Below are 24,927 nucleotides of genomic sequence, written 5' to 3'. Positions count from 1 at the left end.
TCTAAAACATTAATCTATATCAAAAAAGAGTAGCGATCGCTACTCTTGATAATGATTAGACATTGACTTTATTCGATCCGAACAACTTCGGATCGAACAAAGTTAAACCAAATAGTCTTGTTACTTAAATTAATTTATTTGAAAGCTTCAGCAACTTTGATAGCGATCGCCTTACCGACTTCCTCGCCACCAGTAGCATCAAACTGCCAGTGTACGCCCAAGTAAATCCGACTTTGATTATTATCCATAATCGCCTTGCGCAGGGAGAAATTTGCTTCATATTTGGGACGGACGGCTCCAGTATTGTCAGTAGTTACACCGTCGAATTCATCGGAAACAAACTTCACATTTATTTCTTCCGGTGTCTTCCCCATTAAGGCCGCAGCCGTCTCAAAGCAAGCCGCTCCAAAAGTTGCATGACCAGAAGGATAGGCCGGAAAATTTGGTGTGCCATTGCTTGCAGGTTGATTAATCGGGTTGCTATTAGGCGCACCTAAAGGCAACCAGAATGGATCTCCTGTTGTCGCCGGATTTTTATCACCCTGACCTTTTGGACCCCAGCCAGCATCAGCTTCGCGAATGCCGACAACTGGCCGCCAAACATCATATAGATATTTCCAATACCAAGATGCAATTCCAGCATCTGCCATCGCCACGTTAATTGCAGTCAATATCTTAATTTGACGATCGTGTTCGAGTTTTTGAAAATCCTCGATCGCTCGAATAACTTGGTTGTAAAGACGTGGTGGTACGCCAATTTTATTGGCACCATCATAACCCCAGAAAATACCGATAACTGCTTTGTCTGGAGCTTTCTGGGGCAGATCGTTCTTGCCATCTCTCTTTACTTCATTAAAAGCTGTTGCATACTCAGGGCAATCTAAAGGTGGTGGGGCTTTCAAAAAGGCATCTGTAAAGACACTAGATAGCACAAACGGATTTACCAATCCCCAATTGCGTCCAAGTGTCTGTTGCTGTGGTCGCAGGGGATCGGGGCGATGTCGTCCGGCTGCTTGGTTATATAAAGTGTCAAGTTGTGGTGCTGAGGAGCCATCATTCATTCTGTGGGCAATCCAGGCATCGGCGATCTGTTCGCCATATTTACAGGCTAAGTTGCTACAACAATCTCCATCATTAGGATTGAAAAAATTTGCTGCTGTTGTGTCGATGAATTCTTTAAAGTCGGGATAAAGTAGTGTTGCGGCACGGAAACCAGCACAGAGTAGCGCAGTAGAGCCTGTAGCTTCGCTAGTATCTAGAGTTGATGGACGGGCAGGGATGTCTTCAAGTCTGGGCTTAAACTTTTTGGTTACTTGTGCATAGGCATCATGGGCAGCCAGGTGAATGATGGCTAAAGCGCGAGAAGTTTTTGTTGGTCCGACATTGTTCGGTGAATGCTCATCGCTAAAATCGAGGGCTACTAGTTGCAGGGCTAGATCGTTGATATTTAGAATACTCATCGACTGCTGGGGTATAGACTGATGACTATCATCCTATACCCAGTAGATCGAGTTGTCGGTGAGTAAAAGTGAGTTATTAATCTACTAATATGTGAATTTTTGTATTATGAACGACACGCAGTAATAAATACTGCTGATATACTCTGGATACATAAATAAAAAATTCGCTGTGTAGAGCCTGTCGGCGCGATCGATGCTGTGACACAGAAAAATCAACAGATCGAGATCGATCGGAACGGATTAAAAATTTCTTTACAACTGAATATCATGATGACTGGACAGCAAGCAATTAGATCGATCGATCGTCTGCTGGATCGATCGCAACACCGCAAACTCAACGATCTAGAATCAACGATCGTTTTGCATATATGGAAAGGTAGTACTTATAAATCGATCGCTAGTCGCTATTCATACGATCTGGATTACATCAAACAAATTGCTGCCAGATTATGGAAAGTGCTCTCTAAATTGTTGGGCGAAAATATTTGTAAAAGTAATATTAGATCGGTGCTAGAACGTTGTCATGAGTCTCAGCCATCGGCAACTCCAGTCCTGTCGTTAGTCGCCGAGAAAGAAAACCCGCTACTATTTGCGGGTGGCTCTGCGAACATTCTCGATCGCGACAGCGCAGCGGAAACAGGTTTAGATAATATCCAGACATGGATGATTAGCGATCGTCGTGCGACGATCGCTTTTGTGAGTTCTACAGCACCAAACGAAACATCTAGGATAAAGTTTGACGCTCCAGTGGCCAGCATCTGCCAGCAACAAATCCAATCTCAAATCCAATCTTTAATTTGTCAAAATTCGTCCGACTCAGCTAACTCGACCGTACTAATAGATGAAATTTTTTCGGTTTTGAAAGTTGGAAATCCAGCAGAAAATGTGATTAATTGTCTGATTGTTAATTGTTATTTCTAATCCAAACATGCCGTTAGAGTAGTGATAACCAGAGCAAATTAACTATCGCTGACAGTGAGGACGTCATTTTGCGCCAGACAACCATCTTCGAGATGGACGATGCGATCGGCTACGTCCAAAATCCGGTTATCATGAGTCACCATCAAGATTGTCGTCCCCTGCTCCTTGGCCAATTTCTGCATGATCTCGACGATTTCGCGTCCCGATTTACTGTCTAGAGCAGCAGTTGGTTCGTCAGCTAATACCAGCTTAGGATGGCTCATTAGGGCACGCGCGATCGCCACACGCTGTTTTTGACCCCCAGACAGGTTATCGGGGTAATATGACTTCCGCTCGCTCAAGCCTACCGCATCGAGCATTTGGGTAGCACGCTCTTTAATTTCTTTACTACTCATCTGTGGGTGCAGTTGTCCCGCCATCTGGACATTTTGCTGTGCCGTTAGCGATTTGAGCAGGTTATGAGCTTGGAAAATATAACCGATATTTCGCCGCACTTCGATGACTTTGCGTTTGCTCGCACCCACCATTTCCACGCCCAATACTTTCATACTACCCTCTTGAGGCGATCGCAATCCACCCGATAGCGTTAGCAGAGTAGTTTTACCAGAACCAGATGGCCCCGTCATCAACACGATTTCACCTTTACCGATTTGGAGGTTGATATCGAACAAGACTTGCTTTTTAAGATTACCTTTGCCGAAATAGTGATTGAGATGTTGCACATCAACGACGATATCGTTAAGGTTACCACTGTCGATATTTACTAAATCTTGTGCTTTCGGTTTAAATGTTAGCATTTGATTAGGGGATAGGGGATAGGGGATAGGGACTAGTAGCTGTAAGTTTAAGTAGTTTAAGTAGTGGCTCGACACGCTTAAAATTGTGGGCATTCAGAACCGTAAAAAATACAACCAGTAATACTTTAAGCGATCGCTTTACCCACATTTTTAAGCTTGTCGTCCCAGTAGGGTGGGCACTGCCCACCATCTAAGATTCATACATTTTCCACCTGATAAATATTTGACCCAGCTTACTTAAGTCAACAGTCCGAATTCTTTGATTGCTGGTAAAAAGTTGTTATTTTCGTGTTGAGAGCGAGTTAATTTAATTAATGCAAATCTTTGAATCGTTGTCAGACTTGCCCACTGAGATCGATCGATCTTTACACCTTCCTCCATGGCTTTAGTTGTGACGCTTTCTGGAATTTCGAGATCGTTAGACCACGGCGGCTGCGGATCGATCGGGAGTAAACTAGCCGCATGTCCGGTATGTTGAGCAATTAATCGACTCACATACTCTCGATAAGCCGTAACTTCCGGTTCTCGATCGCATGGTAGCTCGACTAATTGTTGACACTCAGGTTGCGTAAATCGATTCCATTCCGCCAACTTTAACTTCACCCCACAAGTATCCAATTTCAACCGCACGATCATCGGAATACAGCGCAAAGAATCAACAAAATCAGCTTCAAACTTAAAATATGTCATTAACTTTGGATCGGGAGACGGTTAGCATTTGTCAACTATCAACTATCAACTATCAACTATCAACTATCAACTATCAACTATCAACTAATTTCTCACTCCTGCCATAATCAGATCGATCGATTCTTGACTATGGCATTGGAGTAGATCTTTGCCAAGCAAACGTTTACCCGGCCACATATACTTGAGATTTTCTTGAGCGATGAAATAAAAAGCGCAGGTACCGACAATATTTACCGCTGTATGTCTGGGTTCGAGTGGGCGGAATTCGCCCGTCATCATTCCCCGTTCCAAAATCTCGATAATAGTGCCATAGAGCAAATTACCCAATTGTTTCGGGTAATATTTACCCTTATTTTGAATCGCTTCGAGCGAGAGAATACTGCCGATGCGGGGGTTTTCCGACATGCAGCAGAGTATTTGCTCCAGCAATGTAACTAAGGCAGCATCGGGGGGCAAGCAATCGAGTTGGAGTTGCTCCATGATTTCTAAAGCCTCGGTCAAACATCGCCCTAACACCGCCCGATACAATTCTTCCTTACTTGGAAAATAATAGTAGATCGTAGCCTTCGTGACACCTGTCTTTGCCGCGATCGTTTCCAATCGGGCGGCAATCAAACCAGTTACGGCAAACTCCGCTTCGGCGGCATCCAAGAGTTGGGTTTTTGTCGCTTCGGCATTGCGGGTGAGGGTGGCTGTCTTTGTAGTCTTTTGCTTGTTGATTACGGGCATTATCTAAAATGATGCAATAGATGAGCTGACTAAATGGTAAGTATAAAACGGTATCTACAATCCCATTATGGCATAGGGTCTAGCAATTGTAACTGAATTGACATATATTTTATTTATGGGTTAAACTAACTAACGAGTAAGTAAATTACTACGGGACACAACAGAGGCAACTCGCAAGCTATGGGACAAGATAACTTTGTAGTCGATAAATTCAAGAGCCTAGATCCTGTTACCCGCTGGGTTGCCATTGGTGCAACCGCCGCCGCGCTCTTGCTGTTGCCAGCCGGACTGCACTTGGCTGGCACGTTTACCCAGCCACCAGCCGCCAAGCAAGCTGTCAAACCTGCTCCCAAACCAGTAGAAGCCACCGCCGTTACCTCACTAGGACGGTTGGAACCTTTGGGCGAAGTCATCAAAGTCTCCGCACCTAGTGCCCAGATGGGACAGGGCATCATCTCGCAATTATTAGTCAAAGAAGGAGATCGAGTTAGCAAAGGACAAGTAATCGCCGTCCTTAATAATCGGCAACGCTTAGAAGCAGCCTTATTAAAAGCGCAAGAAGATGTCAGAGTCTCGCAAAGCAATCTCGATAAAGTCAAAGCGGGAGCCAAACAAGGAGAAATCGGTGCCCAAAGAGCCGAAATCGATCGACTCAAAAGCCAACTTCAAGGCTATCGCGATACTTACGTGGCTACCAAAGCACGCCTCGAAGCCCAGCTCAAATGGGAACCTGCCGCCCAAGCTGGCAGAATTGCCTCCCTCAAGGCACAATTAGCGGGCGAAAAACCCACTCAAGAGGCAACACTCCGGCGACTGCGATCGCAATTGAGAAATACCGAAGTAGACTATAAACGCTTTCAACAACTGTACGCCGAGCGGGCGATCGAAGCCACTAGACTCGATGCCAAACGGCTCGAAGTCGAAACCATCCGCCAACAAATCGCCGAAGCTCAGTCCAAATACAACCAGACTGTCGCCACCCTCAACCAACAGATAATCGAAAATCAAGCCACCCAACAGAAACTTACCAGCACCGCCCAACAACAACTCGCTGAAGCCAAAGCCAACTACGATACTAGCGTAGCCACTACCAACCAACAAATCGCCGCCGCTCAAGCCACCCTCAATAAAATCGCCGAAGTCCGCCCCGTAGACGTCGCAGGTGCCCAAGCCGAACTCGCCCGCGCCCAAGCCACCGTCCGCCAAGCCCAAGCCGAACTCACCGATGCCTTCGTCCGCTCCCCCGTCGCTGGCGAAATCCTCAAAGTTCATGCCCGTGCGGGTGAAGCTCCCGGTACTAATGGCATTGTCGAAATGGGACAAACCAGTCAAATGGTAGCCGTAGCCGAAGTTTATGAAAGCGACGTCCGCAAACTTAGAGTCGGACAATCCGCCACCATCAAGAGTGAATCGGGCGCATTCACTCAAAATCTCAAAGGCACAGTCAAAGAGATCGGTCTCCAAATCGGCAAACAAGATGTCCTCAATACCGATCCTGCCGCCGATTCTGACTCCCGCGTCGTCGAAGTCAAAATCGCGATCGATCCTAGTGACAGCACTGTTGTGAAGGGGCTAACCAATTCTAAAATTGCGGTCACGATTAACACTAAGTAGGGGATAGGGAATAGGGGATAGTTCAGTTAGTTTGAGTTACTGCGGAGATCTTTACCCCCCCCGCCCTACGGGCACCCCTCCCAGGAGGGGATTTTACCCCAACTCGCCCTTTAACGGGAGGAAGAATCTAGTACTAAGATATAGAGTTTTTCTAAGCTACGGCTTCACATGAGGGATCGGCTCCTCCCCTTTATAAGGCTACCGTGTATACACAAGTCTGATTGACTTCGTTTCTAGATCTAAATCCCCCAAACCCCCTTAAAAAGGGGGCTAAGATCCGCCCTTGAAAAGGGGGATTTAGCGGCTCCCGTAACTCCTTTGGAGTGGCTGCGCCAACGTCGGGTTCCCCGACGGATTAGGGAGACAAGACAGGGGGATTTCTAGGGTTTTCGCTTCCCTCCAGACTTGTGTATACACGGTAGCTTTATAAGGGGAGGTTGGGAGGGGTAAAGATCTCAACGTTAATTCTAGAAATTGCGATCGCTCCGATCTCATAACCCCCAACTAAACCCCAGGATGGAGTGAATGCACTACACTTGGTACAGATTCTCCTAACGGAGACGCTACGCGAACGACCCTTATGCAGGGGAGTTTGAGGGGCGGCATCCTGCCCCTCAACGGGGGGTCTGGGGGGAGCCGTCTTGTCTTGTCTCGCTGCTTGGTGCGCTTCCATGGTCGGGAAACCCGACCGGAGCGCATCCGCATAATCCGGGAGGAAACCTCCCGGCTGCGAGCCGCTGACGCACACAACCTCCAGGTCGTTGGCGGAGCCTTCCCGAAGGGAGCTGCGTCGCTGATGTGCTAAACCGTCGGGAGACCCGACGTTGGCGTTGGCGTTCGCGAAGCGTTCTCGAAGAGTAGCCTGCCGTAGGCACAGCCACTCCGTAGGAGTTACGCGCATCGCTCCCCCAGATCCGGGTTCTCCTAGCACCAGAAATCTTCACAAAGCACCACTGTTAAAGCTAAGACAGAGCACCTAATATAATGTTTAAAAAAATCCCCCTCGCCTGGTTGCAACTCAGCCACGAAAAAATCCGCCTCCTCGTCGCCATCGCAGGCATCAGCTTCGCTGACATCCTCATGTTCATGCAACTCGGATTTCGCGACGCCCTCTTCGATAGTGCCGTCAAATTCCATACCAACGTCACAGGCGACGTCTTCCTCGTCAGCCCCCAATCCACGGCATTAATTGCCATGAAATCCTTCCCTAGACGCCGACTCTATCAATCTCTCGCCTTCAAAGACGTCGAATCAGTCACACCCATCTACCTCGGCTTTGGCATCTGGAAAAATCCCGTCGAAAAGAATACCCGCCAGATCATGATTATTGGTTTCAATCCAGCCGATAAACAACTATTCCAACTCCCAGGCGTTGCTGAAAACATTGCTAAAATGCAATTGCCAGACACCTATCTATTCGACGAAAAATCGCGCGAACAATTTGGCCCCATTCCCAAAATATTTAACTCAGGACAACGCGTACAAACCGAAATAGACGGACGAAAAGTAGACGTTGGCGGTTTATTTACCCTCGGTGCCTCCTTTGGTGCCGATGGCAACCTGATGACTAGCGATACCAACTTCGCTCGGATGTTCAAAAATCGCGATCGAGGATTGATTGACGTCGGTGTGATTAAATTAAAACCAGGTGCTGATGTCCAAGCGACAGTAACCGCGATCGATGCATATTTACCTAAAGATGTCAAGGTAATGACCAAAGAACAATTCATCGACTTCGAGAAAAGTTACTGGCAAAGTGGTACCTCGATCGGGTTTATTTTTACCCTCGGTACGATCATGGGATTTATCGTTGGGATTGTAATTGTTTATCAGATTCTCTATACCGATGTCGCCGATCACTTATCTGAATATGCCACCCTCAAAGCGATGGGTTATACAGATTTTTATCTGCTGACTGTCGTCTTTCAAGAAGCAATTATTCTCTCGATCGTTGGGTTTTTCCCTGGCATGTTAGCAGCAACCGGACTATATACCCTGACTCGCAATGCGACTAGTCTGCCGCTATTAATGACCGTCGGTCGTGCTACTACCGTCTTAATCTTAACAATGATTATGTGTACCATCTCTGGCGCGATCGCCGTTCGTAAATTGCGGGCAGCAGATCCAGCAGATATGTTTTAATTAGTAGATTTATTGTGAGTTAACATACATTATGACTGGTTATACTGACACGCAACTCCATGTTTGGCTCAGAGGTTTACTCGCAATTGCTTGGGCTGATGGCGACTTTACGGCTGCCGAACGCACAACTATTATCGACCTGACTCAAACCGAACTAGCTCCAGGCATCGATGTTAACTCTCTCGAACCGATTAGTACCGCTGAGTTAGTTGCCAGTTTTGGGAACGACCCCCAAACTGCCGAAAATTTCTTGCGGACGGCGATGATGGTAGCTGTAGCCGATGGTATGTATTCACCTTTAGAGGCAACTTTATTGCGCGAATTTCACCAAGCTCTTAATGTAGATGCCCAAGTTTTGACAGCTTTGGAAAGTACGCTGCTGAGTGCGAATACCGCAGAATTAGATCTCGCCAATACCTCCACAAGTGATGTTTTATTGCCAGTGCGAGCATGGCTGGATGGCTTAGAAATCCAAGACCCCAAATTAGCGCGGTTGCTGTGCAAATTTATTCCCTCTCAATGCCCGTTCGAGCGAGATATTACGCTATTCGGGCACAAAATCGTGCATATTCCGCCCTTATGTAAACTCAATCCACTCTACGACCAAACTGTCGGTTTGCGCTTCCGCGCCCTTTCCTATCTCGCTGATGAATGCGGCGAAGATGTCTCAGCGTATTGCGTGTAACTACGAGAGCTAACTGAAGTATTGGCAATTCACTAACGATCCAAACCTGAGAATTTGGATCTTTTTTTAAATCCTCACGATTTCCTCACAAAATAATACTAATCTAACAATTGAGGAATTTAGTCGCCCCCAACGGCTAGGTTACGAATAAATATAAAAACAGTTGAGACTTACCGCTTAGCCTTTAAAGAGTAACCTTCAACAACACATGTAAATACATTTTTAAAATTTAGCCAGAGATACAGCAATGATTTTATCTACAAATTTACCAAAATTAATTCAATTTTTACAAGAGGATTTAGCTATTTCAGCTTCGTCGATGTCTGTCGCACTCAAGCACGTAGAACACAATCCTGGCCCGCTACCAATGATTTTGTGGCAACATGGCCTAGTGACGATAGAACAACTCGATCGAATCTACGATTGGATGGAAGGCACTTGAAAAATTACCCGATCGGTGCGATCGCCCTATCGGTAAGAGTTAATCTCTAACTAGTACTATGCGGCAGAACTGAAGCTACCATTTCTTGCTAACTCTCCCTATCTTTTTATCAATTCTTCCTCCACCGTTTCTTCCACTGCGAAGTAGTTTCTAATCCACAATCATCCTGTTCCAATTCGCGCCGAATAATTATTTTAGCCATCGAATCAGACAACGTAGGATCGCGATAAGGAATTGCAGCACGCGTCTGGAGATGTTCGCGTTCTTGTTGCGATAATGGGGTAATTTGGGCCGCATTAAAACTTGCGATCGTGCCGGGTGATTTTCTCCCAACGGGACTAGTATCGCCAACAAATAAGCCAGCTTCTACCATCGCAGTCCGGACGGCGGATGCGCATGAGTATGTCGCAATTATGCCATCTGAAGCACAACATTTAGCCACTCGATCGATAAATTCGATCGTCCATAATTGCGGACAAGCAGTTGGTGAAAATGGATCGAGAAAAATTGCATCGGCTTGAAATCCTCGATCGAGCGGATCGACGATCGTCTGTCGCGCATCGCCTAAAATCAACCGGGCATTCAATCGCGCTGTCTCGTTGGCGGAGCCTCTCGGAACGAGAATCGATTCCATCTGGATTAATTGAGTTAATAATGAGGGAATTGGCTCTTCCCAATCGTTTAATAGATGATGTTCGATCGCCGAAATGGGGACAGATCGATCGATTTCCAAGGCAATAATTTCTACCGTGCAATTAGGATTCGATCGCCAAATCGTGGCTAACGCAGCGGCACTATTATATCCCAGTCCATAACAAATATCTAAGATCCGCAGATGACCGCGACTGGCTTTTTCGGATAATAAAGTCGGAATCGCATATTTATAGATCGACTCTTCCTTTGCACCATATTTACTATGAAAAGTCTGCCCGAACTCCTCGGAAAAAAAGGTGTACGAACCATCATCGGTGATGCAAGGGTTAAACTGCTGGGACATATCAAGAGTTGTGCGCGTTTGAATATAAAAGAAGCGGGCATCCTGCGGATTTCGATCGCATAATGATTGCCTACACTCTACAGCAGGGCGTCGCTGGATCGGGGTCTGAAATAATGGGGATGCGGGGAGAAAAAAGTCCAAAAATGGGCAATGGCAGCTCCAATCAGCAATGCTGATTAATGGTTTATACTCGATCGAGTTAGAAGCTCGATCTCCAGTTCTAATTGGATGAGCGTAAACTGCGAACATGGCTGACAGCTATGGCTCCTGGCTTGGCACTTAGTGGCAAAGTTACATACCCATACGTTTTGAGGTAACCTTTGTCCACAGCGGAAATGCGCTCCGTGGCAATATATTATTAGATGATAGCTATTTAGGAGAGGCAACGCCTTAATTGTCAATCGCTCGGTTTGGCGGGACTGGAGCTAATGACTTATAATCGAGTCGTGGAAGTTGTCATCACCTAAGACTAAAAATGCTAAGAGCCGGAATCGTTGGACTGCCAAATGTGGGCAAATCGACATTATTTAATGCCCTAGTTGCCAATGCCAAAGCTGAAGCTGCTAACTATCCGTTTTGCACGATCGAGCCGAATGTCGGTAGTGTTTCCGTTCCTGACGAACGGCTGCAAGTCCTCGCTAACATGGTTAATTCTGAGAGCATCGTCCCGACGCGGGTAGAATTTGTCGATATCGCTGGATTAGTCAAAGGAGCCAGTCAGGGTGAAGGTTTGGGAAGTAAATTTCTCTCCCACATTCGCGAAGTAGATACCCTCGTGCAAGTCGTCCGTTGTTTTGAAGACGACGATATCATCCATGTCTCAGGCGTCGTCAATCCCCAACAAGATATTGAAGTCATCAATCTCGAACTGATTTTAGCCGACATCGACCAAATCGAGAAACGGATCGATCGCGCCAGAAAAACAGCTAGAACTAGTAAAGAAGCCCAAGTCGAAGTCGTAGCTCTAGAAAAACTGCTCGTCGATTTAAATGCAGGCAAACCAGCTCGCAAAGTCGCACTCAGCGACGAAGAAAGCGACAGTATTAAAGGTTTGGGTTTGCTCACCCGCAAACCAATGATTTATGCTGCAAATGTATCGGAAGAAGACTTAGCCACGGGTAATGCTTTCGTCGAACAGGTGCGCGCAGTTGCAGCCAAAGAAGATGCCCAAGTCACGCTCGTATCCGCTCAAGTCGAAGCCGAACTTTTGGAACTACCAGAAGAGGAGAAAGCCGAATTCCTCGAATCATTGGGCGTAGCTGAAGGCGGTTTAAAATCCCTGATTCGCGCTACTTACCACCTGCTCGGACTCCGTACCTATTTTACCATGGGGCCAAAAGAAACCCGCGCCTGGACGATTAAAGCAGGGATGTTTGCACCGCAAGCTGCGGGAGTAATTCACTCCGACTTCGAGAAGGGCTTCATTCGTGCCAAAACAATCTCCTATGCCGATATGGTAGCAACTGGCTCGATGCAAGCTGCCAAGGATAAAGGATTACTGCGGAGTGAAGGGAAGGAATATCTCGTTCAAGAAGGGGATATCATGGAGTTTCTGCACTCCTAGCGATGGCATCGCTCGATCGAGATCGCCCATCCACTCATCCAGATTGCATAACTTAACTTCGTCTACCCAATAAAACATCCAGATGCGGACGCAATAACTATAAGTTGTCCCAGGCTTGCCCTGTTGCCGACTCAGCCACCGCCGCATCCTTGACAACCTTGTCAATGGATATTTACACGAGGTCATAAACAGATGTTATTCAAGCAATTATTGGCGATCGCGGTAGGCTTAATATTAGCGACTGGAGTAATCGAGCAACCCGCTCGCGCTCAAACCAGCAATAACTTGCCTACGATCGAAAGAGTCGATCGTACTAGCCAAGAATCCGGTTTACCAGGGTGGATTTGGCTTATAGGTAGCGGGGTATTATTAATTATTTTCTTACCCAAAATCGGATGGATTGTGGGCTTAATTTCTGTCGGCGAATCGGAAGTCGGCATCGTGACTAAGAAGTTTTCTACTAAAAATCTGCCACCAGGACGGCTAGTCGCCATCAATGGGGAAGCGGGACTGCAAGCCGATACGCTTGCTCCTGGTTGGTATTTTGGTTACTTTCCCTGGCAATTTAGCGTCAAAAAGGAACCCGTAGTTACCATCCCGCAAGATGAAATCGGTTTGATCGTCGCTAATGATGGTGCCCAAATTCCTGCCGAGCGAATTTTGGGTAAAAGATTAGATTGCGACAGATTTCAAGATGCCCGCAGCTTCCTGTTAAATGGTGGCGAAAAAGGTCGTCAAATCGATATTCTGACTACGGGTAATTATCGGATTAATACTGCTTTATTTCAAGTAATTACCTCGGTCAATTGTGCCAAATATGGGATGACACCAGCCCAAATGCGACTCCAACAAATTGAATCCGAACGGGTGGGGATAGTTACAACGCTAGATGGTAAACCGATCGAAGCTGGCGAAATTGCAGGCGAACCGATTCCCAAACACGATAACTATCAAGACGCTCAAAAATTTATCGCCGCTGGCGGGCGGCGCGGGTTGCAGGAGCAAGTAATTTTATCTGGCTCTTGGAATCTCAATCCCTGGTTCGTCCATGTCGAACAGATTGCTATGACAACAGTGCCGATCGGACATGTCGGCGTGGTAATTTCCTATGTAGGTTCGTCGCATTCTGATGTCAGTGGGGATGCCTTTACCCACGGGAATATCGTCCGCAAGGGCGACAAAGGGGTGTGGGTGGAGCCGATTTATCCAGGGAAACATCCCCTAAATAAACAGGTGATGGAAGTCCAACTCGTCCCCACCACAAATGTTGTGCTCAATTTTACCGCCCGGTTCACAGGCAAACATGGTTACGATGCCGAACTCCAAGCCCTGAAACTGCTCTCCCACGATGGTTTTACCTTCGAGATCGAGGTCTTCCAAATCATCCACATCGGTGCCCTAGATGCCCCTAAAGTCATCTCGCGCCTCGGTTCGATGCAAAACCTCATCGACCAAGTTTTACGCCCGATCGTGGCCAATTATTTCCGCAATGCCGCGCAGGAATACACGATTCTCGACTTCCTCACCGCGCGCAGCGAACGCCAAGCCGAAGCCGCCGAACACATCCGTCAAGCTCTCAAACAGTATGACGTCCAAGCGGTAGATACTTTAATCGGGATGATTACACCACCGCCCGAATTGATGCAAACCTTAACCGATCGCAAAATCGCCCAAGAGCAGGAAAAAACCTACGAAGTCCAACGCATCGCCCAAGTGCAACGTCAGGAATTAGTTCGCGCCACCGCTCTGGCTGAGATTCAAAATCAAGTCGTCACCGCCGAGCAAGGAGTGCAAATCGCCGAACTCGAAGCCGCCGCCAAAGTCAAAGCCGCCGAAGGGGAAGCCGAAGGGATTCGATCGATCGGGCAAGCCAAAGCGGATGCTTATAAGGCTGGGGTAGACGCACTGGGCGAACAGGCTTATGCTTCGCTCCAAGTGATGCAAATTGTCGGCGAACGTCAAGTCCGCATCGTGCCCAATGTATCGGTGACAAATACCGCCGCAGGGGGCAATGGTTTAGTCGATGCGCTCTTGGGGATGTGGGCACAAAATCCCAGTACCATACCGACTGGATTGCCTCGGATTGCTGAGGATGCTGGGGGATCTCCCATTGCCAATGGTGTCAAACTTCCATCGATCGTGTCTGTAGTTAAGCCTAAACCACACAGCGAGAGTTAACTTGACTTCGTTTTCGATGGGCTTACCCCCAACCCCCCCCTTCATAAAGGGGCTATTCATTATCCACAGATTTCGGACTGGTACTTTTTTAAGTTACTGGTGTGGTAGAACCCGGACTTGGGGGGTCTCCCCCCAACCCCCCCGTTGAGGGGCGGGGTGCCGCCCCTCAAACTCCCCTGCACAAGGGTCGATCTGCGGGAGGTTGAGCGCGCTTCGCATTAGTACTTAGTACGTTGAGTTATTAATCTGTGGGTAATGGATAGCCTTTATAGAACCCATTTGAGATCTCTACGGTTGGTGTGCAAAATGCGTCATCGTGTCGTTTTTGGGATCTGTAGGGGTGGGTTTATGCAAGCAAATATCGATGTTACTGTTCGATATCAAACAAAACCCACCCTTCTCCACCAGAATTTAAAAAGATCTCAAATGGGTTCTATAAAGAGAGGGCTGATGAAAAATCCCCTCCTCGGAGGGGTGCCCGTAGGGCGGGGTGGGTAAGATCTACGCCACAAATCCAGCAGATCCCGATCGAGATTTAATGCCAAATTCAAACGAGAACACATCTTATCTGATACCAAAATAATGCCCGATCTCGTCACAGCAACTTTGCCCGATCGCACTCTTGCCCAAATCGTTCAAAGCGATCGAATTATCCCCGTCGAACGGACGATCGAGATCTTAGTAGCCTTATTACAATCGCGCCTAAATACTCCCAAAATTCACGGTCAAATTACACCCGATCGCGTAGTCATTGTTGCCGAACATCCGGTGCGGGTGCAGATATTACCCGCTGCCGATTTGCGTGCCGATCCTGAATTTAGTGCGCCCGAAATTCTCGACGGAAAAATTAGCGATCGATCCGATCTTTATAGTATCGGGCTGATTGCTATTTATCTACTTACTGGCACTAGACCATTTCAACTTTTTGATACTGCCAATCGCTGTTGGGTATGGCAAGATTATTGGCAAATAGATCGGACGACTTCGAGAATCGATCTTCGTCAATTAGTCGCGATTCTCGATCGAGCGATTGAGTTAGATGCCGATTTACGATTTAGTTCGGCGCGAGAAATGATGGCGGCTGTCCGCGATTGTTATCCCGCACTTTTACCTGCAACATCGAGTTGGGAATGCTGTCATATTTTAACCGGACATGCTGGTTTATTTGCCGCCATTAAAACGATCGCGATTAGTCCCGATCTACTAATGGTGGCTACAGGTAGCGAAGATACGACGATTCGGTTGTGGGATATCGATACGGGTGCAGGATTGGGGATTTTAACCGGACATCAACAATCGATCGACACGATTGTCTTTCATCCCCATAAATCGGGATTATTATATAGTAGTGGTAAAGATGGTCTCATTAAATTATGGAACGTTAAAACAGCAGCAGAAGTAATCTCAATCGATAGTCAGCAATCTAAGATTAATTGTTTAGCAATTAGTCCCGATGGTAAACTACTGATCTCGGCAAGTCGCGATCGGGCGATTAAAATTTGGTATTTAGGTCTAACTGATGAGCAGTCGATCGATAATTTAATTACGCTCAAAACTCATCAATTAAGTGTCAATGCGATCGCCTTTAATCCGATCGCGAGTGATGTGAAATTTGCGAGCGTGAGTAGCGATCGGCGGGTGATGTTATGGGGGCTGGAGAGCAAAACACCTGTGTGTATTTTGACCGCACATACTCAAGCTGTCAAAGCTCTTGCCTTTAGTCCCAATGGTAAATTACTCGCTACTGCTGGCGATGATGGTTCGATTCATATTTGGGATCTAGAGCATCGCCAACTCACCAAAACTTTATCGGCTCATCGCTGGACGATTTCTGGGTTAGCTTTTTGTAAAGATGGTGATTCTTTAATTAGTACTAGTTGGGATGGCAATATCAAATTTTGGCAAATCGATACCGGACGAGAAATTGAATGTTTAACTGCTCATGAAGCTGAAGTTTTAGCTATAGATATTTGTCGATCTCCAGGGTGTCTCGTTACGGCCAGTCGCGATCGAACTGCTAAGATCTGGAAAAAAAGTTTATAATTGAGATTAAATTTAGAAACATTATTTAATTTACAAAAACACCGTAGCAGGTTTCAATAATAGATGAATCATCTTATTTTTGAAGAATATTTCCAAGATAATCGACATAATTGGTCGATATGTACTTCGGCAGAATATGCCACAGAATTGAGCGATAACGCTTATGTATTCGAGCACAAGCGAGATCGCAGTTCGTGGCTGGCGTGGAACTATCTCGATAGTAACTATTTTCATCCAAATCTAGATTTCCACATGCATGTGGTGCTAGAAAAACTCGAAGGCGTAGATGGCGAACATGGGATTGTCTGGGGGCTTTCGGATGTTAATAACTTTATTGATTTTGCGATTTCAGATCGATTTTTTAAGATTAGGCGAAATCAAGACGGTAATTGGACGACATATGCTAGCGGCCAAATAGTCTGTCAAGTTCACCAGCCAAATAGGATCGATGTCTTAGAAATTCGCCGCACCAACGATCTTGTCGAATTTTATCTTAATAGTCTGTGCGTCTCACAACTATCGGCGGAGATATTATTACCAGGACTGGCATTTGGATTAGTTATCTACAATCGGCTCAAAATCAAAGTCCATAGTATCGTCATTGCTACCGCCAAGACTAAATCGGATTCGACTAACACCGAGCCGACGATATTGAATACTGGCTCCAGCCAAACCGACAAAAAATTGCAAGCCAGTTGCATCGAGCACTATCCCCCCGAAAACGACACTCTCGATCGCGTCTTCGCCGATCTCCACGCACTAATCGGACACGATCGCACCAAGCAGCAATTTCTGACTTTTTCTAACTTCCTCAAAGTCCAAACCGAACGCCAAATACGCGGACTGGGGCGCGTCAACACGTCATTACACATGTGCTTGTGCGGCCCTCCCGGTACTGGTAAAACGATGGTATCGCGGCTGGTAGGGCGGTTATACAAGCAACTCGGCTGTCTCAAGAGCGGTCACACGATCGAAGTCGATCGTGCGGGTTTGATTGGCGGCTATATCGGTCAAACCGCGCTGCGGGTGGAAGATGCGATCGAGCGCGCTCTCGATGGCGTCCTGTTTATCGATGAAGCGCATATTTTGGTTGGCGATTACGATAATGATTTCGGACACGAAGCGATCCAAATTTTGCTCAAACGCATGGAAGATAGTCGCGATCGGTTGGCGGTAATTATGGCTGGCTATAGTAGCGAAATGGTGGAGCTGCTCAAATCCAATCCCGGTCTAAAATCGCGGTTCCATCGTCAGTTTCATCTCGATCGCTATACACCGACAGAACTAACTCAGATTTTTGCCAAATTCTGCCGCGAACACGATTATATGCTCGATCTATCTGCACGTCTGGCTCTAGAAGCCATCTTTGAGGATGCTTACAGCCATCAGCTCGATCGCACCTTCGGTAACGGACGCTTCGTCCGCACGATCTTCGAGCGCAGCATCGAACGACACGCCAACCGAGTCGTCCATTCGCTCCCAAATATCGACGATCGGACTATTTCATTAATTACGGCTGAAGATCTGGAGCATGTTAGTAATTGATATTTAGATTGGCTAAATCGATCGCTTACCGCAATCGGGGGATACCAAGCAAGTTAATTCATGTTATTGTTTAGATCGATTGGCGATAATCATTCTCATAATTAATCTTTCATGCTAGAGATTCAGCAATTAGCTGTCAATTACCGTGGCGTGCGCGCTTTAGAGCAAATTGACTTCCGGATCGAACCAGGCGAACTGGTGGGGCTAATTGGGCCGAATGGAGCGGGTAAGAGTACACTCCTCAAAGCAATGTTGGGACTGATTCCGACCGCTAGGGGTACGATAAAATATTGTACTTGTCCCTTGTGTCAGAATTTGGAACGGGTGGCCTATGTGCCCCAAAGATCTCAGGTGGACTGGGATTATCCAATTACCGCCCAGAATGTGGTGATGATGGCCCGCACCCGTCAGCTAGGCTGGCTGCGGCGTCCGGGTGCGGCAGCTAAGGCGATCGTCAATGGGGCACTCGATCGAGTCGGGATGCTAGATTTCAAAGATCGGCGGATTGGGGAGCTGTCTGGCGGGCAACAACAGCGTGTATTTCTAGCTCGCGCCCTCGCTCAACAAGCAGATTTATTCTTATTTGACGAGCCATTTACTGGCATCGATAAAAAAACCGAAGCCGTGATGCTGGAAGTTTTTGCCGAACTCCGAACTGCGGGTAAAATTTTGCTAGTTAGTACCCATGAATGGGGAAAATCATTAAGTCAACTCGATCGAATTTTACTGCTCAATCAAAGTCTGATTGCCGATGGTTCGCCCGCACAGGTAATGACTCCAGCTAATCTGCAACAAGCTTATGGTGTCTCATTTCATCAGCGTGGCAGTCGCGATCCTGGCGCAGATTTATTCTGTTAACAGATAGCTATTCAAATTATCAATCATAATATGCTAAATTTTCTCATCGAGCCTTGGCAGTACGAATTCATGCGAAATGCGATCGCCATTGGGGTTCTCGTCGGTATTTTATGTCCGGTTGTGGGTAGTTATCTCATCGTGCAACGCATGGCATTGTATGGAGATGTAATCGCTCATGCTGTATTGCCAGGACTATCGCTTTCATTTTTCTTGGGCATCGATATTGCGATCGGGGCATTTATCTCTGGCATCATGGGTGCGGGGACTATTTCTTGGATTCGATCGCAATCGAGAGTCAAGGTTGATGCCGCGATGGCTTTAACCTTTTCTAGTTTTTTTTCGGTTGGAATTATTCTGATTTCTGTACTCAGAAATAATATCGATCTAGATAGTTTTCTCTTTGGGGATATTCTGGGGACGACGACAACTGATATCTATCGAACGGCAAGTGTCACCGCGTTAATTATCACAGCAGTTTGGTTATCTTATAAAGAATTGCTATTCTACACATTCGATCGAACTGGGGCTGAAGCGATGGGCTTACCAGTTAACATTATTCACCTCGGATTTATGTCCGCAATTACGCTAACAATTATTGCTAGTATGCAGGCAGTCGGCGTAATTCTCGTGATTTCGCTCTTGGTTGGGCCAGCTTTAACAGCATATCTACTAGTAAAAGAGTTACATCAAATGATGATTGTAGGTGCAATTATTGGTGCATTTGCCAGTTTAAGTGGAGTATATATTAGTTTTCATCTCAAATATGTACCATCTGGCCCAGCAATCGTCATTGTATCTTCGTTTTTATTTATTTTGGCATTATTATTTAGCCCCTCTCAAGGTATTATCACCCAGCGATTTCAATTCCATCTTAATCGCTAATTAATAAAAAGTTCTAATTAATCCATAGCTTAATCCAGAGATAAATAACCAAGATAATGCGCCTAAATATAGTGGCTTTAGTCCAACTTGCTGGAGGTGAGTAATTTTTGTTTCCAGCCCCATGGCTGCCATAGCAATTGTGAGTAAGAATTTATCGATCTGCGCGAATGCACTTTTAAAGTCCGGCGGGAAAAGATTGAGACTGTTGAGGATAATCAGCAACATGAAATAAAATATGAACCAAGGAATGACGATCGCTGCCGATCGCATTTTGCTCGATGGTAATTGACGATGAGAGTAGGTGTAACCGATCGACAGAATTACTGGGGCCAGAAATAACACCCGCGCTAATTTGGTAATGCTCGCTATTTCACCACCGATCGGACTAACTTGATAGGCTGCCGCCAATACTTGTGCTACTTCGTGGATAGAAGCTCCACACCAAATCCCAAAGGTTTCAGGTGTCAATCCCAATAAGGTGGGCAGGAGTGGATACAGGAACATCGATAGAGTTCCAAAAATGGTCACGATCGCCACCGCATAAGTAGTATCCCGATCGTCACCTTGGATTGCGGTACTAGTGGCAATGACAGCCGAAGCCCCACAAATCGAAGTTCCGGCGGCAATCAGATAGGTTAAACTCTTACTCACACCTAACTTTCGCCCTAACCAAGAGGTAAAACCAAAGGTGCTAACCAAAGTAACGATAATTAGGCCGATCCCTCTGATGCCGATCGCCAATACTTGTGTGAGACTGAGCTGCATCCCCAGTAAGACGATCGCCAAGCGTAACAGCCGCTTCATCGCAAAACTTACACCGGGCTGGCAATAGGCTGGCATCCCTAGAGTATTGCGCAAGATGATGCCGAGTAGAATCGCGATAATCAGTGGACTAAAAACCTGAAATATTGATAGATTCCGCAATAAATAGGCAGCGATCGCTAAGGCGATCGTCAACAAAATGCCATAACTCTTGTGAGCAAGCCAGCCCCAAACTTGAGCCAGTAAAGATATATCCATCTTGGAGGCTCCCTATTAATATGATGTTTAGCCCAGGCCGATCGCGATGGATTAAGCAACTAGAGCACTGGCGGCCAGTGGGGTAAGCGGATTAGGTGTAGCAAACGTAGTATTGAGGGCGATCGCAATGGTGGTGAAGACTTGGCCGACGGCTGAGTCTGGATCGCTCAGGGTGAGGGGTGTGCCGATATCTCCCCCCGCGCAGATTTTGGCATCAATGGGCACTTGACCTAATAGTGGAGCTTGGAGTTCGTCGGCAAGTTGTTGCCCACCGCCACTGCCAAAAATCGGGTTGGGCGTTCCACAATGGCCGCAGAGTAAGTAACTCATATTTTCAACAATGCCCAGAACTGGAATACCCACCTGCCGGAACATATGAATGCTGCGTCGCACATCGGCAACGGCTACCTGCTGCGGCGTGGTGACTAAAATAACGCCACAGATCGGACTTTCTTGGACGATCGTAATCTGAGCATCACCCGTGCCGGGGGGTAAATCGATCAGGAGGTAATCTAAATCACCCCAGGCCACTTCCTGAATAAACTGGGTGATAATTTTGTGGAGAACGGGGCCGCGCCATGCGAGGGGATGGTCGGGGGCGGCCAGTAGCCCGACTGACATCACCTTAATACCGTGGGCTTCGAGGGGGACAAACCGTTGTCCAGTGGGCGTATCTACGATCTGCACTGCCGATTGAGCTAGCCCTAACATTTGGGGCACATTCGGCCCATAGACATCGGCATCGAGTAAGCCCACTTTGTTACCCTGGGCTTGTAAAGCCGCTGCCAAGTTGACAGCCGTTGTGGATTTACCCACACCACCCTTCCCACTAGAAACCGCGATCGTCGTACGGACACCAGCGATCGTACATAGCTCTACATAAGATTTTTTGCACCACTCCAAGGAAGATAACAGCGTCAGGATTTCTGCTTTTAACGCCTGCTGATGTTTGCCCACATAGAGCCGCAGGTAGATATAGTCCTCGACAATCCGCAGATTGCGCACCATCCCCAGACTGACAATATCGGTATTGAGAATTGGTTCTAAAACTGTTTTGAGCAGAGCTTTAACCTGTAGTTCCCTCGCTTCAGACTGCGGATCGGGCGGCGGTGGGACAGCATGTTCGGCTTTATGAAATGGCGAGGAATGACTAGGCATTAGAAGTTTCTTGGAGGCTATGTTGAATACTTTGGATGGCGCGCTGGGCAAAGATACACACATCCCGATCGGGGTCGTCGAGAGCTTGTTGGAGCGGTGTCAGTGCTGCCGGATCGTTTAAGATATTGAGCGCGATCGCCCCTTCGCGCCGGACATCCGAATATTCATCGGTTAAGGCTTGGATGAATAGTGGCAGAGTGTGGGCAGCGGGAATCTTTTGCAGTGCTTGGAGGCTAAACTTGCGGACTTGCCAATGGTCGTCGATCGCGGCTGTTTCCAAAGCTTCGATCGCGTCTGGATTGGCGTGGGTAGTCAAGGATTTCGCTGCATTGCGCCGTACTTCCCAATCTGGATCGTCAGTCACTGCTTGGCAGAGCAGCGGGACGACTTCAGGATCGGCTAAATGACCGAGCGTCAAGGCTGTTGTCTGGCGCACCGCTGCATCCGGATCGGACATCAGTGCTAGAGCTGGTTGACAACGTTCTACTTGATTGAGATACCTTAATGTCGTAATTGCCGCTTCCCGCAATTCTGGCAGAGGAGATTCAAAAAACGGCATCACATAGGGGAGACACTGGGCATCATGAATCTTCCGCAACAGGAATAAGATATTCAGTTGGAGATTGATGTCGTCACGCAATAAAGCATCGAGTAGGAGTAACAAATGATCGGGGACGATTAGTTCGCTTAAGGCCGATCGAGCTTCGTTGCGTACCTCTTCTACTGGTGAAGCCAGACATTCTAGCAAGGCTGGGACTGCGGCGGGATTCGCTAATTCCCAGAGGGTGGTGACGGCTAATTTCTGCACCAACGGACTTTCATCCTGTACCGCTACCAATAATGGGGCGAGGATTTCTTCATCGCCAATCAGTTGCAAGGTTTTCACCGCCACTAAGCGATCGTCTACATTGGGCGATTGCAACATTTCTACCCATTGTGCCAATTCACTATCCATGATGCTGGCCTCCCTTAGCGTAGTAAAAATGGAATTTTGACAGTGATAGCATTGGTGGGGCACTCCTTTTCACAGGGCAGGCAAAACCAGCACTCATCGTATTTCATGTAGGCTTTCCCGGTTTCTGGGTTTTTTGCCAATACATCCAGGGGACAAACTTCAATACAAGCGACACATTTGTCCAAGCACTTAGACTCATCGACGATCACGGGTACGTCAACTCGTTGTGTAGTTAAAGCCATAATAATTTTTTGGTACTCCCGATCGTGAATAATTTCTAGTTAGCGAACTGCAACATCATAGACTTCTGTTTCGACATTGACATCGACGATGTAAGGTTCGATCGGGCGTTTGAATAACACCATTTGCTCGGCTTCATCTTTTTTGAGGTGGACGTGGCAGAACCATTCTTCGTTGTTTTTCTCTGGGTAATCAACACGATAGTGATACAGACCCCAGCGGCTTTCTTTGCGATACAGTGACGCTCTGGCGGCCATTTCCGCACAATCGCGGATAAAATGAACTTCCATGCAGCGCATCAGTTCGTGGGGGTCTTGTGCGCCCATTTCGTCGAGACTGGCGTGGTATTTGACGAAGTTACTCAAGCCGATTTCCATCCGGTTAGCCGATTTGGGTGGTTGGAGATAATCATTGACCAAGCGGCGCAATTTGTACTCAACTTGGGTATGGGGAATCCCATTCGGTCGATCGAGTGGCGCGTAGATGCGAGCTTTCTCGGTTGCTACAAATTCCGGATCGGGATCGAGATGCTCTAAACCTTGGACGTATTCCACTGCATTTTCACCAGCAATCCGACCAAATACAAATGCTCCAATCATATAGTTGTGGGGGACACTGGCCATGTCGCCTGCTGCATACAGTCCTTGGACAGAAGTTTCAGCCTTTTCATTGACCCACACCCCAGAAGCACTATGACCACTACAGAGTCCGATTTCGGAAATATTCATTTCCACGCCCTTAGTGCGATAGTTTTCACCCCGACCTTCATGGAATCGACCTCGGCTCGGACGTTCATTTGCCCACAAAATCGATTCGATTTCGGCGATCGTGTTCTCGTCCAAGTGGGTCATTTTAAGCTGAATTGGCCCTTTACCAGAGTTCAATTCTTTCCATACTTCTAGCATCATTTGTCCGCTCCAGTAGTCGCAGCTAATAAAGCGATTCCCTTCAGCGTTTGCAGTATAGGCTCCAAATGGGCTAGCGACATAGGCACAGGCGGGGCCATTGTAATCCTTCATCAACGGATTGATTTGGAAGCATTCAATATTGCTCAGTTCGGCACCAGCATGGTAAGCCATCGAGTAGCCATCACCTGCATTAGTTGGGTTCTCATAGGTGCCATACAGATAGCCTGAAGCAGGTAATCCCAGACGACCACAGGCTCCCGTGCAGAGAATTACCGCCTTAGCCTGAATAATTACCAAGTCACCACTGCGGACATCGAACCCAATTGCCCCGATCGCCCGACCATCTTGTACCAGTACGCGGGTGGCCATGACGCGATTAGTTACCCTCGCTTTGTGGCGTTTGACTTGACGTGCCAAAATTGTCTTGAGATCCTTGCCCTCTGGCATGGGCAATACATATTTACCGACTCGATGCACTTGCTTGAGATCGTAGTCACCCTGGGTGTCTTTCTGGAATTTCACCCCCCATTCTTCTAGCTCTTGAATGACTGAAAAACCCAACTTGCCAGTTTGGTAAACCGCATTTTGATTGAGAATCCCATCATTAGCGATCGTAATTTCGCGGACATACTGCTCTGGCGTGGAATTGCCAGGAATGACCGCCGTATTGACACCATCCATACCCATGGCGATCGCCCCACTCCGGCGGATGTTAGCCTTTTCTAGCACCAAAACATCGCCATCTGGATTAGCTTGTTTGGCTTTGATGGCGGCCATCGTTCCGGCTGTACCACCGCCAATCACCAAAACATCTGTCTTGAGCCATTGTGTTTCCAATTTGAAATCCTCCTAGTTGTGCAAAGAAAGTCGCATCCGATCGGTGGAAAACTTATCCGTTAAAAGTTGCTAATAATACAGAAAAAATGATGGAATCCAGATCTGGCGAAGATAATGTTTGTATAGAGACATTTAATCTCTGCTAAATCTGCGATTATGCATTTCATACCCTCATTATGCAACAAGTTCGAGAAATCATTCATCGATCTATTTGATAGATCGATAAAATCATTGAATCAATCCAATCCGTCATTAAATGAAA

At 47.0% G+C, this 24,927-nt stretch carries 22 protein-coding genes; 11 read left to right on the top strand and 11 right to left on the bottom strand.

Going from position 1 to position 24,927, the window contains the following annotated elements; translation table 11 throughout:
• Window positions 1–134 precede the first annotated feature (134 nt).
• Window positions 135–1,460, bottom strand: coding sequence for a vanadium-dependent haloperoxidase (locus CHA6605_RS11110; protein ID WP_015159556.1), 1,326 nt, complete (start codon window positions 1,458–1,460; stop codon window positions 135–137).
• Between the two features lie 198 nt (window positions 1,461–1,658).
• Here CHA6605_RS11110 and CHA6605_RS11105 point away from each other — a divergent pair, with 198 nt between their 5' ends.
• Window positions 1,659–2,381: a helix-turn-helix domain-containing protein gene (locus CHA6605_RS11105; protein WP_015159555.1), complete on the top strand. Its 723-nt coding sequence runs from the start codon at window positions 1,659–1,661 to the stop codon at window positions 2,379–2,381.
• Between the two features lie 38 nt (window positions 2,382–2,419).
• On the opposite strand, the gene CHA6605_RS11100 is transcribed toward CHA6605_RS11105, so the two are convergent.
• The 3 genes from CHA6605_RS11100 to CHA6605_RS11090 all read right to left on the bottom strand — a co-directional run bounded on the left by CHA6605_RS11100 (window position 2,420) and on the right by CHA6605_RS11090 (window position 4,597).
• A complete protein-coding gene (locus CHA6605_RS11100) occupies window positions 2,420–3,178 on the bottom strand; it encodes a DevA family ABC transporter ATP-binding protein (RefSeq protein WP_157259963.1) in 759 nt (252 codons plus the stop codon).
• 237 nt (window positions 3,179–3,415) lie between these two features.
• Window positions 3,416–3,868: a nitrate reductase associated protein gene (locus CHA6605_RS11095; protein ID WP_015159553.1), complete on the bottom strand. Its 453-nt coding sequence runs from the start codon at window positions 3,866–3,868 to the stop codon at window positions 3,416–3,418.
• Between the two features lie 84 nt (window positions 3,869–3,952).
• Window positions 3,953–4,597: a TetR/AcrR family transcriptional regulator gene (locus CHA6605_RS11090; protein ID WP_015159552.1), complete on the bottom strand. Its 645-nt coding sequence runs from the start codon at window positions 4,595–4,597 to the stop codon at window positions 3,953–3,955.
• A gap of 180 nt (window positions 4,598–4,777) precedes the next feature.
• Here CHA6605_RS11090 and CHA6605_RS11085 point away from each other — a divergent pair, with 180 nt between their 5' ends.
• On the top strand, window positions 4,778–6,211 hold the full coding sequence (locus CHA6605_RS11085; protein ID WP_015159551.1) for an HlyD family efflux transporter periplasmic adaptor subunit: 1,434 nt from the start codon (window positions 4,778–4,780) through the stop codon (window positions 6,209–6,211).
• A 424-nt stretch (window positions 6,212–6,635) separates the two neighbouring features.
• On the opposite strand, the gene CHA6605_RS11080 is transcribed toward CHA6605_RS11085, so the two are convergent.
• Entirely contained in the window at window positions 6,636–7,112 is a 477-nt protein-coding gene (locus CHA6605_RS11080) for a hypothetical protein (protein WP_015159550.1), read from the bottom strand.
• Window positions 7,113–7,195: 83 nt separating this feature from the next.
• Between CHA6605_RS11080 and devC the strand changes: the two genes are divergently transcribed.
• The 3 genes from devC (at window position 7,196) to CHA6605_RS11065 (ending at window position 9,480) form a co-directional block, all read left to right on the top strand.
• Window positions 7,196–8,353, top strand: coding sequence for an ABC transporter permease DevC (devC, locus tag CHA6605_RS11075; RefSeq protein ID WP_015159549.1), 1,158 nt, complete (start codon window positions 7,196–7,198; stop codon window positions 8,351–8,353).
• Window positions 8,354–8,384: 31 nt separating this feature from the next.
• Window positions 8,385–9,038: a Mo-dependent nitrogenase C-terminal domain-containing protein gene (locus CHA6605_RS11070; RefSeq protein WP_015159548.1), complete on the top strand. Its 654-nt coding sequence runs from the start codon at window positions 8,385–8,387 to the stop codon at window positions 9,036–9,038.
• 247 nt (window positions 9,039–9,285) lie between these two features.
• Complete coding sequence (locus tag CHA6605_RS11065; protein ID WP_015159547.1) at window positions 9,286–9,480, top strand: DUF2949 domain-containing protein; 195 nt, start codon at window positions 9,286–9,288, stop codon at window positions 9,478–9,480.
• 109 nt (window positions 9,481–9,589) lie between these two features.
• Here CHA6605_RS11065 and CHA6605_RS11060 read toward each other — a convergent pair whose 3' ends face one another.
• Window positions 9,590–10,726 carry a tRNA (5-methylaminomethyl-2-thiouridine)(34)-methyltransferase MnmD gene (locus tag CHA6605_RS11060; protein WP_015159546.1) on the bottom strand — a complete coding sequence of 379 codons (1,137 nt, stop codon included), beginning with the start codon at window positions 10,724–10,726 and terminating at the stop codon, window positions 9,590–9,592.
• Between the two features lie 226 nt (window positions 10,727–10,952).
• On the opposite strand from CHA6605_RS11060, the gene ychF reads away from it, so the two are divergent.
• The 6 genes from ychF to CHA6605_RS11025 all read left to right on the top strand — a co-directional run bounded on the left by ychF (window position 10,953) and on the right by CHA6605_RS11025 (window position 19,547).
• Window positions 10,953–12,041 (top strand): redox-regulated ATPase YchF, encoded by a 1,089-nt coding sequence (ychF, locus tag CHA6605_RS11055; protein ID WP_015159545.1) that lies wholly within the window; start codon window positions 10,953–10,955, stop codon window positions 12,039–12,041.
• Between the two features lie 192 nt (window positions 12,042–12,233).
• A complete protein-coding gene (locus CHA6605_RS11050) occupies window positions 12,234–14,219 on the top strand; it encodes an SPFH domain-containing protein (protein ID WP_015159543.1) in 1,986 nt (661 codons plus the stop codon).
• Window positions 14,220–14,801: 582 nt separating this feature from the next.
• A complete protein-coding gene (locus CHA6605_RS11040) occupies window positions 14,802–16,262 on the top strand; it encodes a WD40 repeat domain-containing serine/threonine-protein kinase (RefSeq protein ID WP_015159541.1) in 1,461 nt (486 codons plus the stop codon).
• 63 nt (window positions 16,263–16,325) lie between these two features.
• A complete protein-coding gene (locus CHA6605_RS11035) occupies window positions 16,326–17,807 on the top strand; it encodes an AAA family ATPase (protein ID WP_015159540.1) in 1,482 nt (493 codons plus the stop codon).
• Between the two features lie 111 nt (window positions 17,808–17,918).
• Window positions 17,919–18,665: a metal ABC transporter ATP-binding protein gene (locus tag CHA6605_RS11030; RefSeq protein ID WP_015159539.1), complete on the top strand. Its 747-nt coding sequence runs from the start codon at window positions 17,919–17,921 to the stop codon at window positions 18,663–18,665.
• A 30-nt stretch (window positions 18,666–18,695) separates the two neighbouring features.
• A complete protein-coding gene (locus CHA6605_RS11025; protein ID WP_015159538.1) occupies window positions 18,696–19,547 on the top strand; it encodes a metal ABC transporter permease in 852 nt (283 codons plus the stop codon).
• Here the strand turns inward: CHA6605_RS11025 and CHA6605_RS11020 are convergent, their stop codons facing one another.
• Genes CHA6605_RS11020 through CHA6605_RS11000 form a run of 5 tightly spaced genes read right to left on the bottom strand, consistent with a single transcriptional unit; the run spans window position 19,548 to window position 24,665 of the window.
• Window positions 19,548–20,567 (bottom strand): YeiH family protein, encoded by a 1,020-nt coding sequence (locus tag CHA6605_RS11020; RefSeq protein WP_015159537.1) that lies wholly within the window; start codon window positions 20,565–20,567, stop codon window positions 19,548–19,550.
• Between the two features lie 51 nt (window positions 20,568–20,618).
• A complete protein-coding gene (locus CHA6605_RS11015) occupies window positions 20,619–21,725 on the bottom strand; it encodes an Mrp/NBP35 family ATP-binding protein (RefSeq protein ID WP_015159536.1) in 1,107 nt (368 codons plus the stop codon).
• Window positions 21,718–22,680 (bottom strand): HEAT repeat domain-containing protein, encoded by a 963-nt coding sequence (locus CHA6605_RS11010; RefSeq protein WP_015159535.1) that lies wholly within the window; start codon window positions 22,678–22,680, stop codon window positions 21,718–21,720. The genes CHA6605_RS11015 and CHA6605_RS11010 overlap by 8 nt, the downstream gene beginning before the upstream one ends.
• 14 nt (window positions 22,681–22,694) lie before the next feature.
• The gene (locus CHA6605_RS11005; RefSeq protein ID WP_015159534.1) at window positions 22,695–22,922 is read right to left on the bottom strand and encodes a 4Fe-4S dicluster domain-containing protein; all 228 of its coding nucleotides are present in this window, start codon (window positions 22,920–22,922) and stop codon (window positions 22,695–22,697) included.
• 39 nt (window positions 22,923–22,961) lie between these two features.
• Window positions 22,962–24,665 (bottom strand): fumarate reductase/succinate dehydrogenase flavoprotein subunit, encoded by a 1,704-nt coding sequence (locus CHA6605_RS11000; protein ID WP_015159533.1) that lies wholly within the window; start codon window positions 24,663–24,665, stop codon window positions 22,962–22,964.
• Window positions 24,666–24,927 lie beyond the last annotated feature (262 nt).

Origin of the sequence: Chamaesiphon minutus PCC 6605, from assembly GCF_000317145.1 — a bacterium.
Taxonomy (GTDB): domain Bacteria; phylum Cyanobacteriota; class Cyanobacteriia; order Cyanobacteriales; family Chamaesiphonaceae; genus Chamaesiphon; species Chamaesiphon minutus.
The sequence above is the reverse complement of the archived record's forward strand: the minus strand, read 5'-3'. Positions and strand labels throughout refer to the sequence as shown.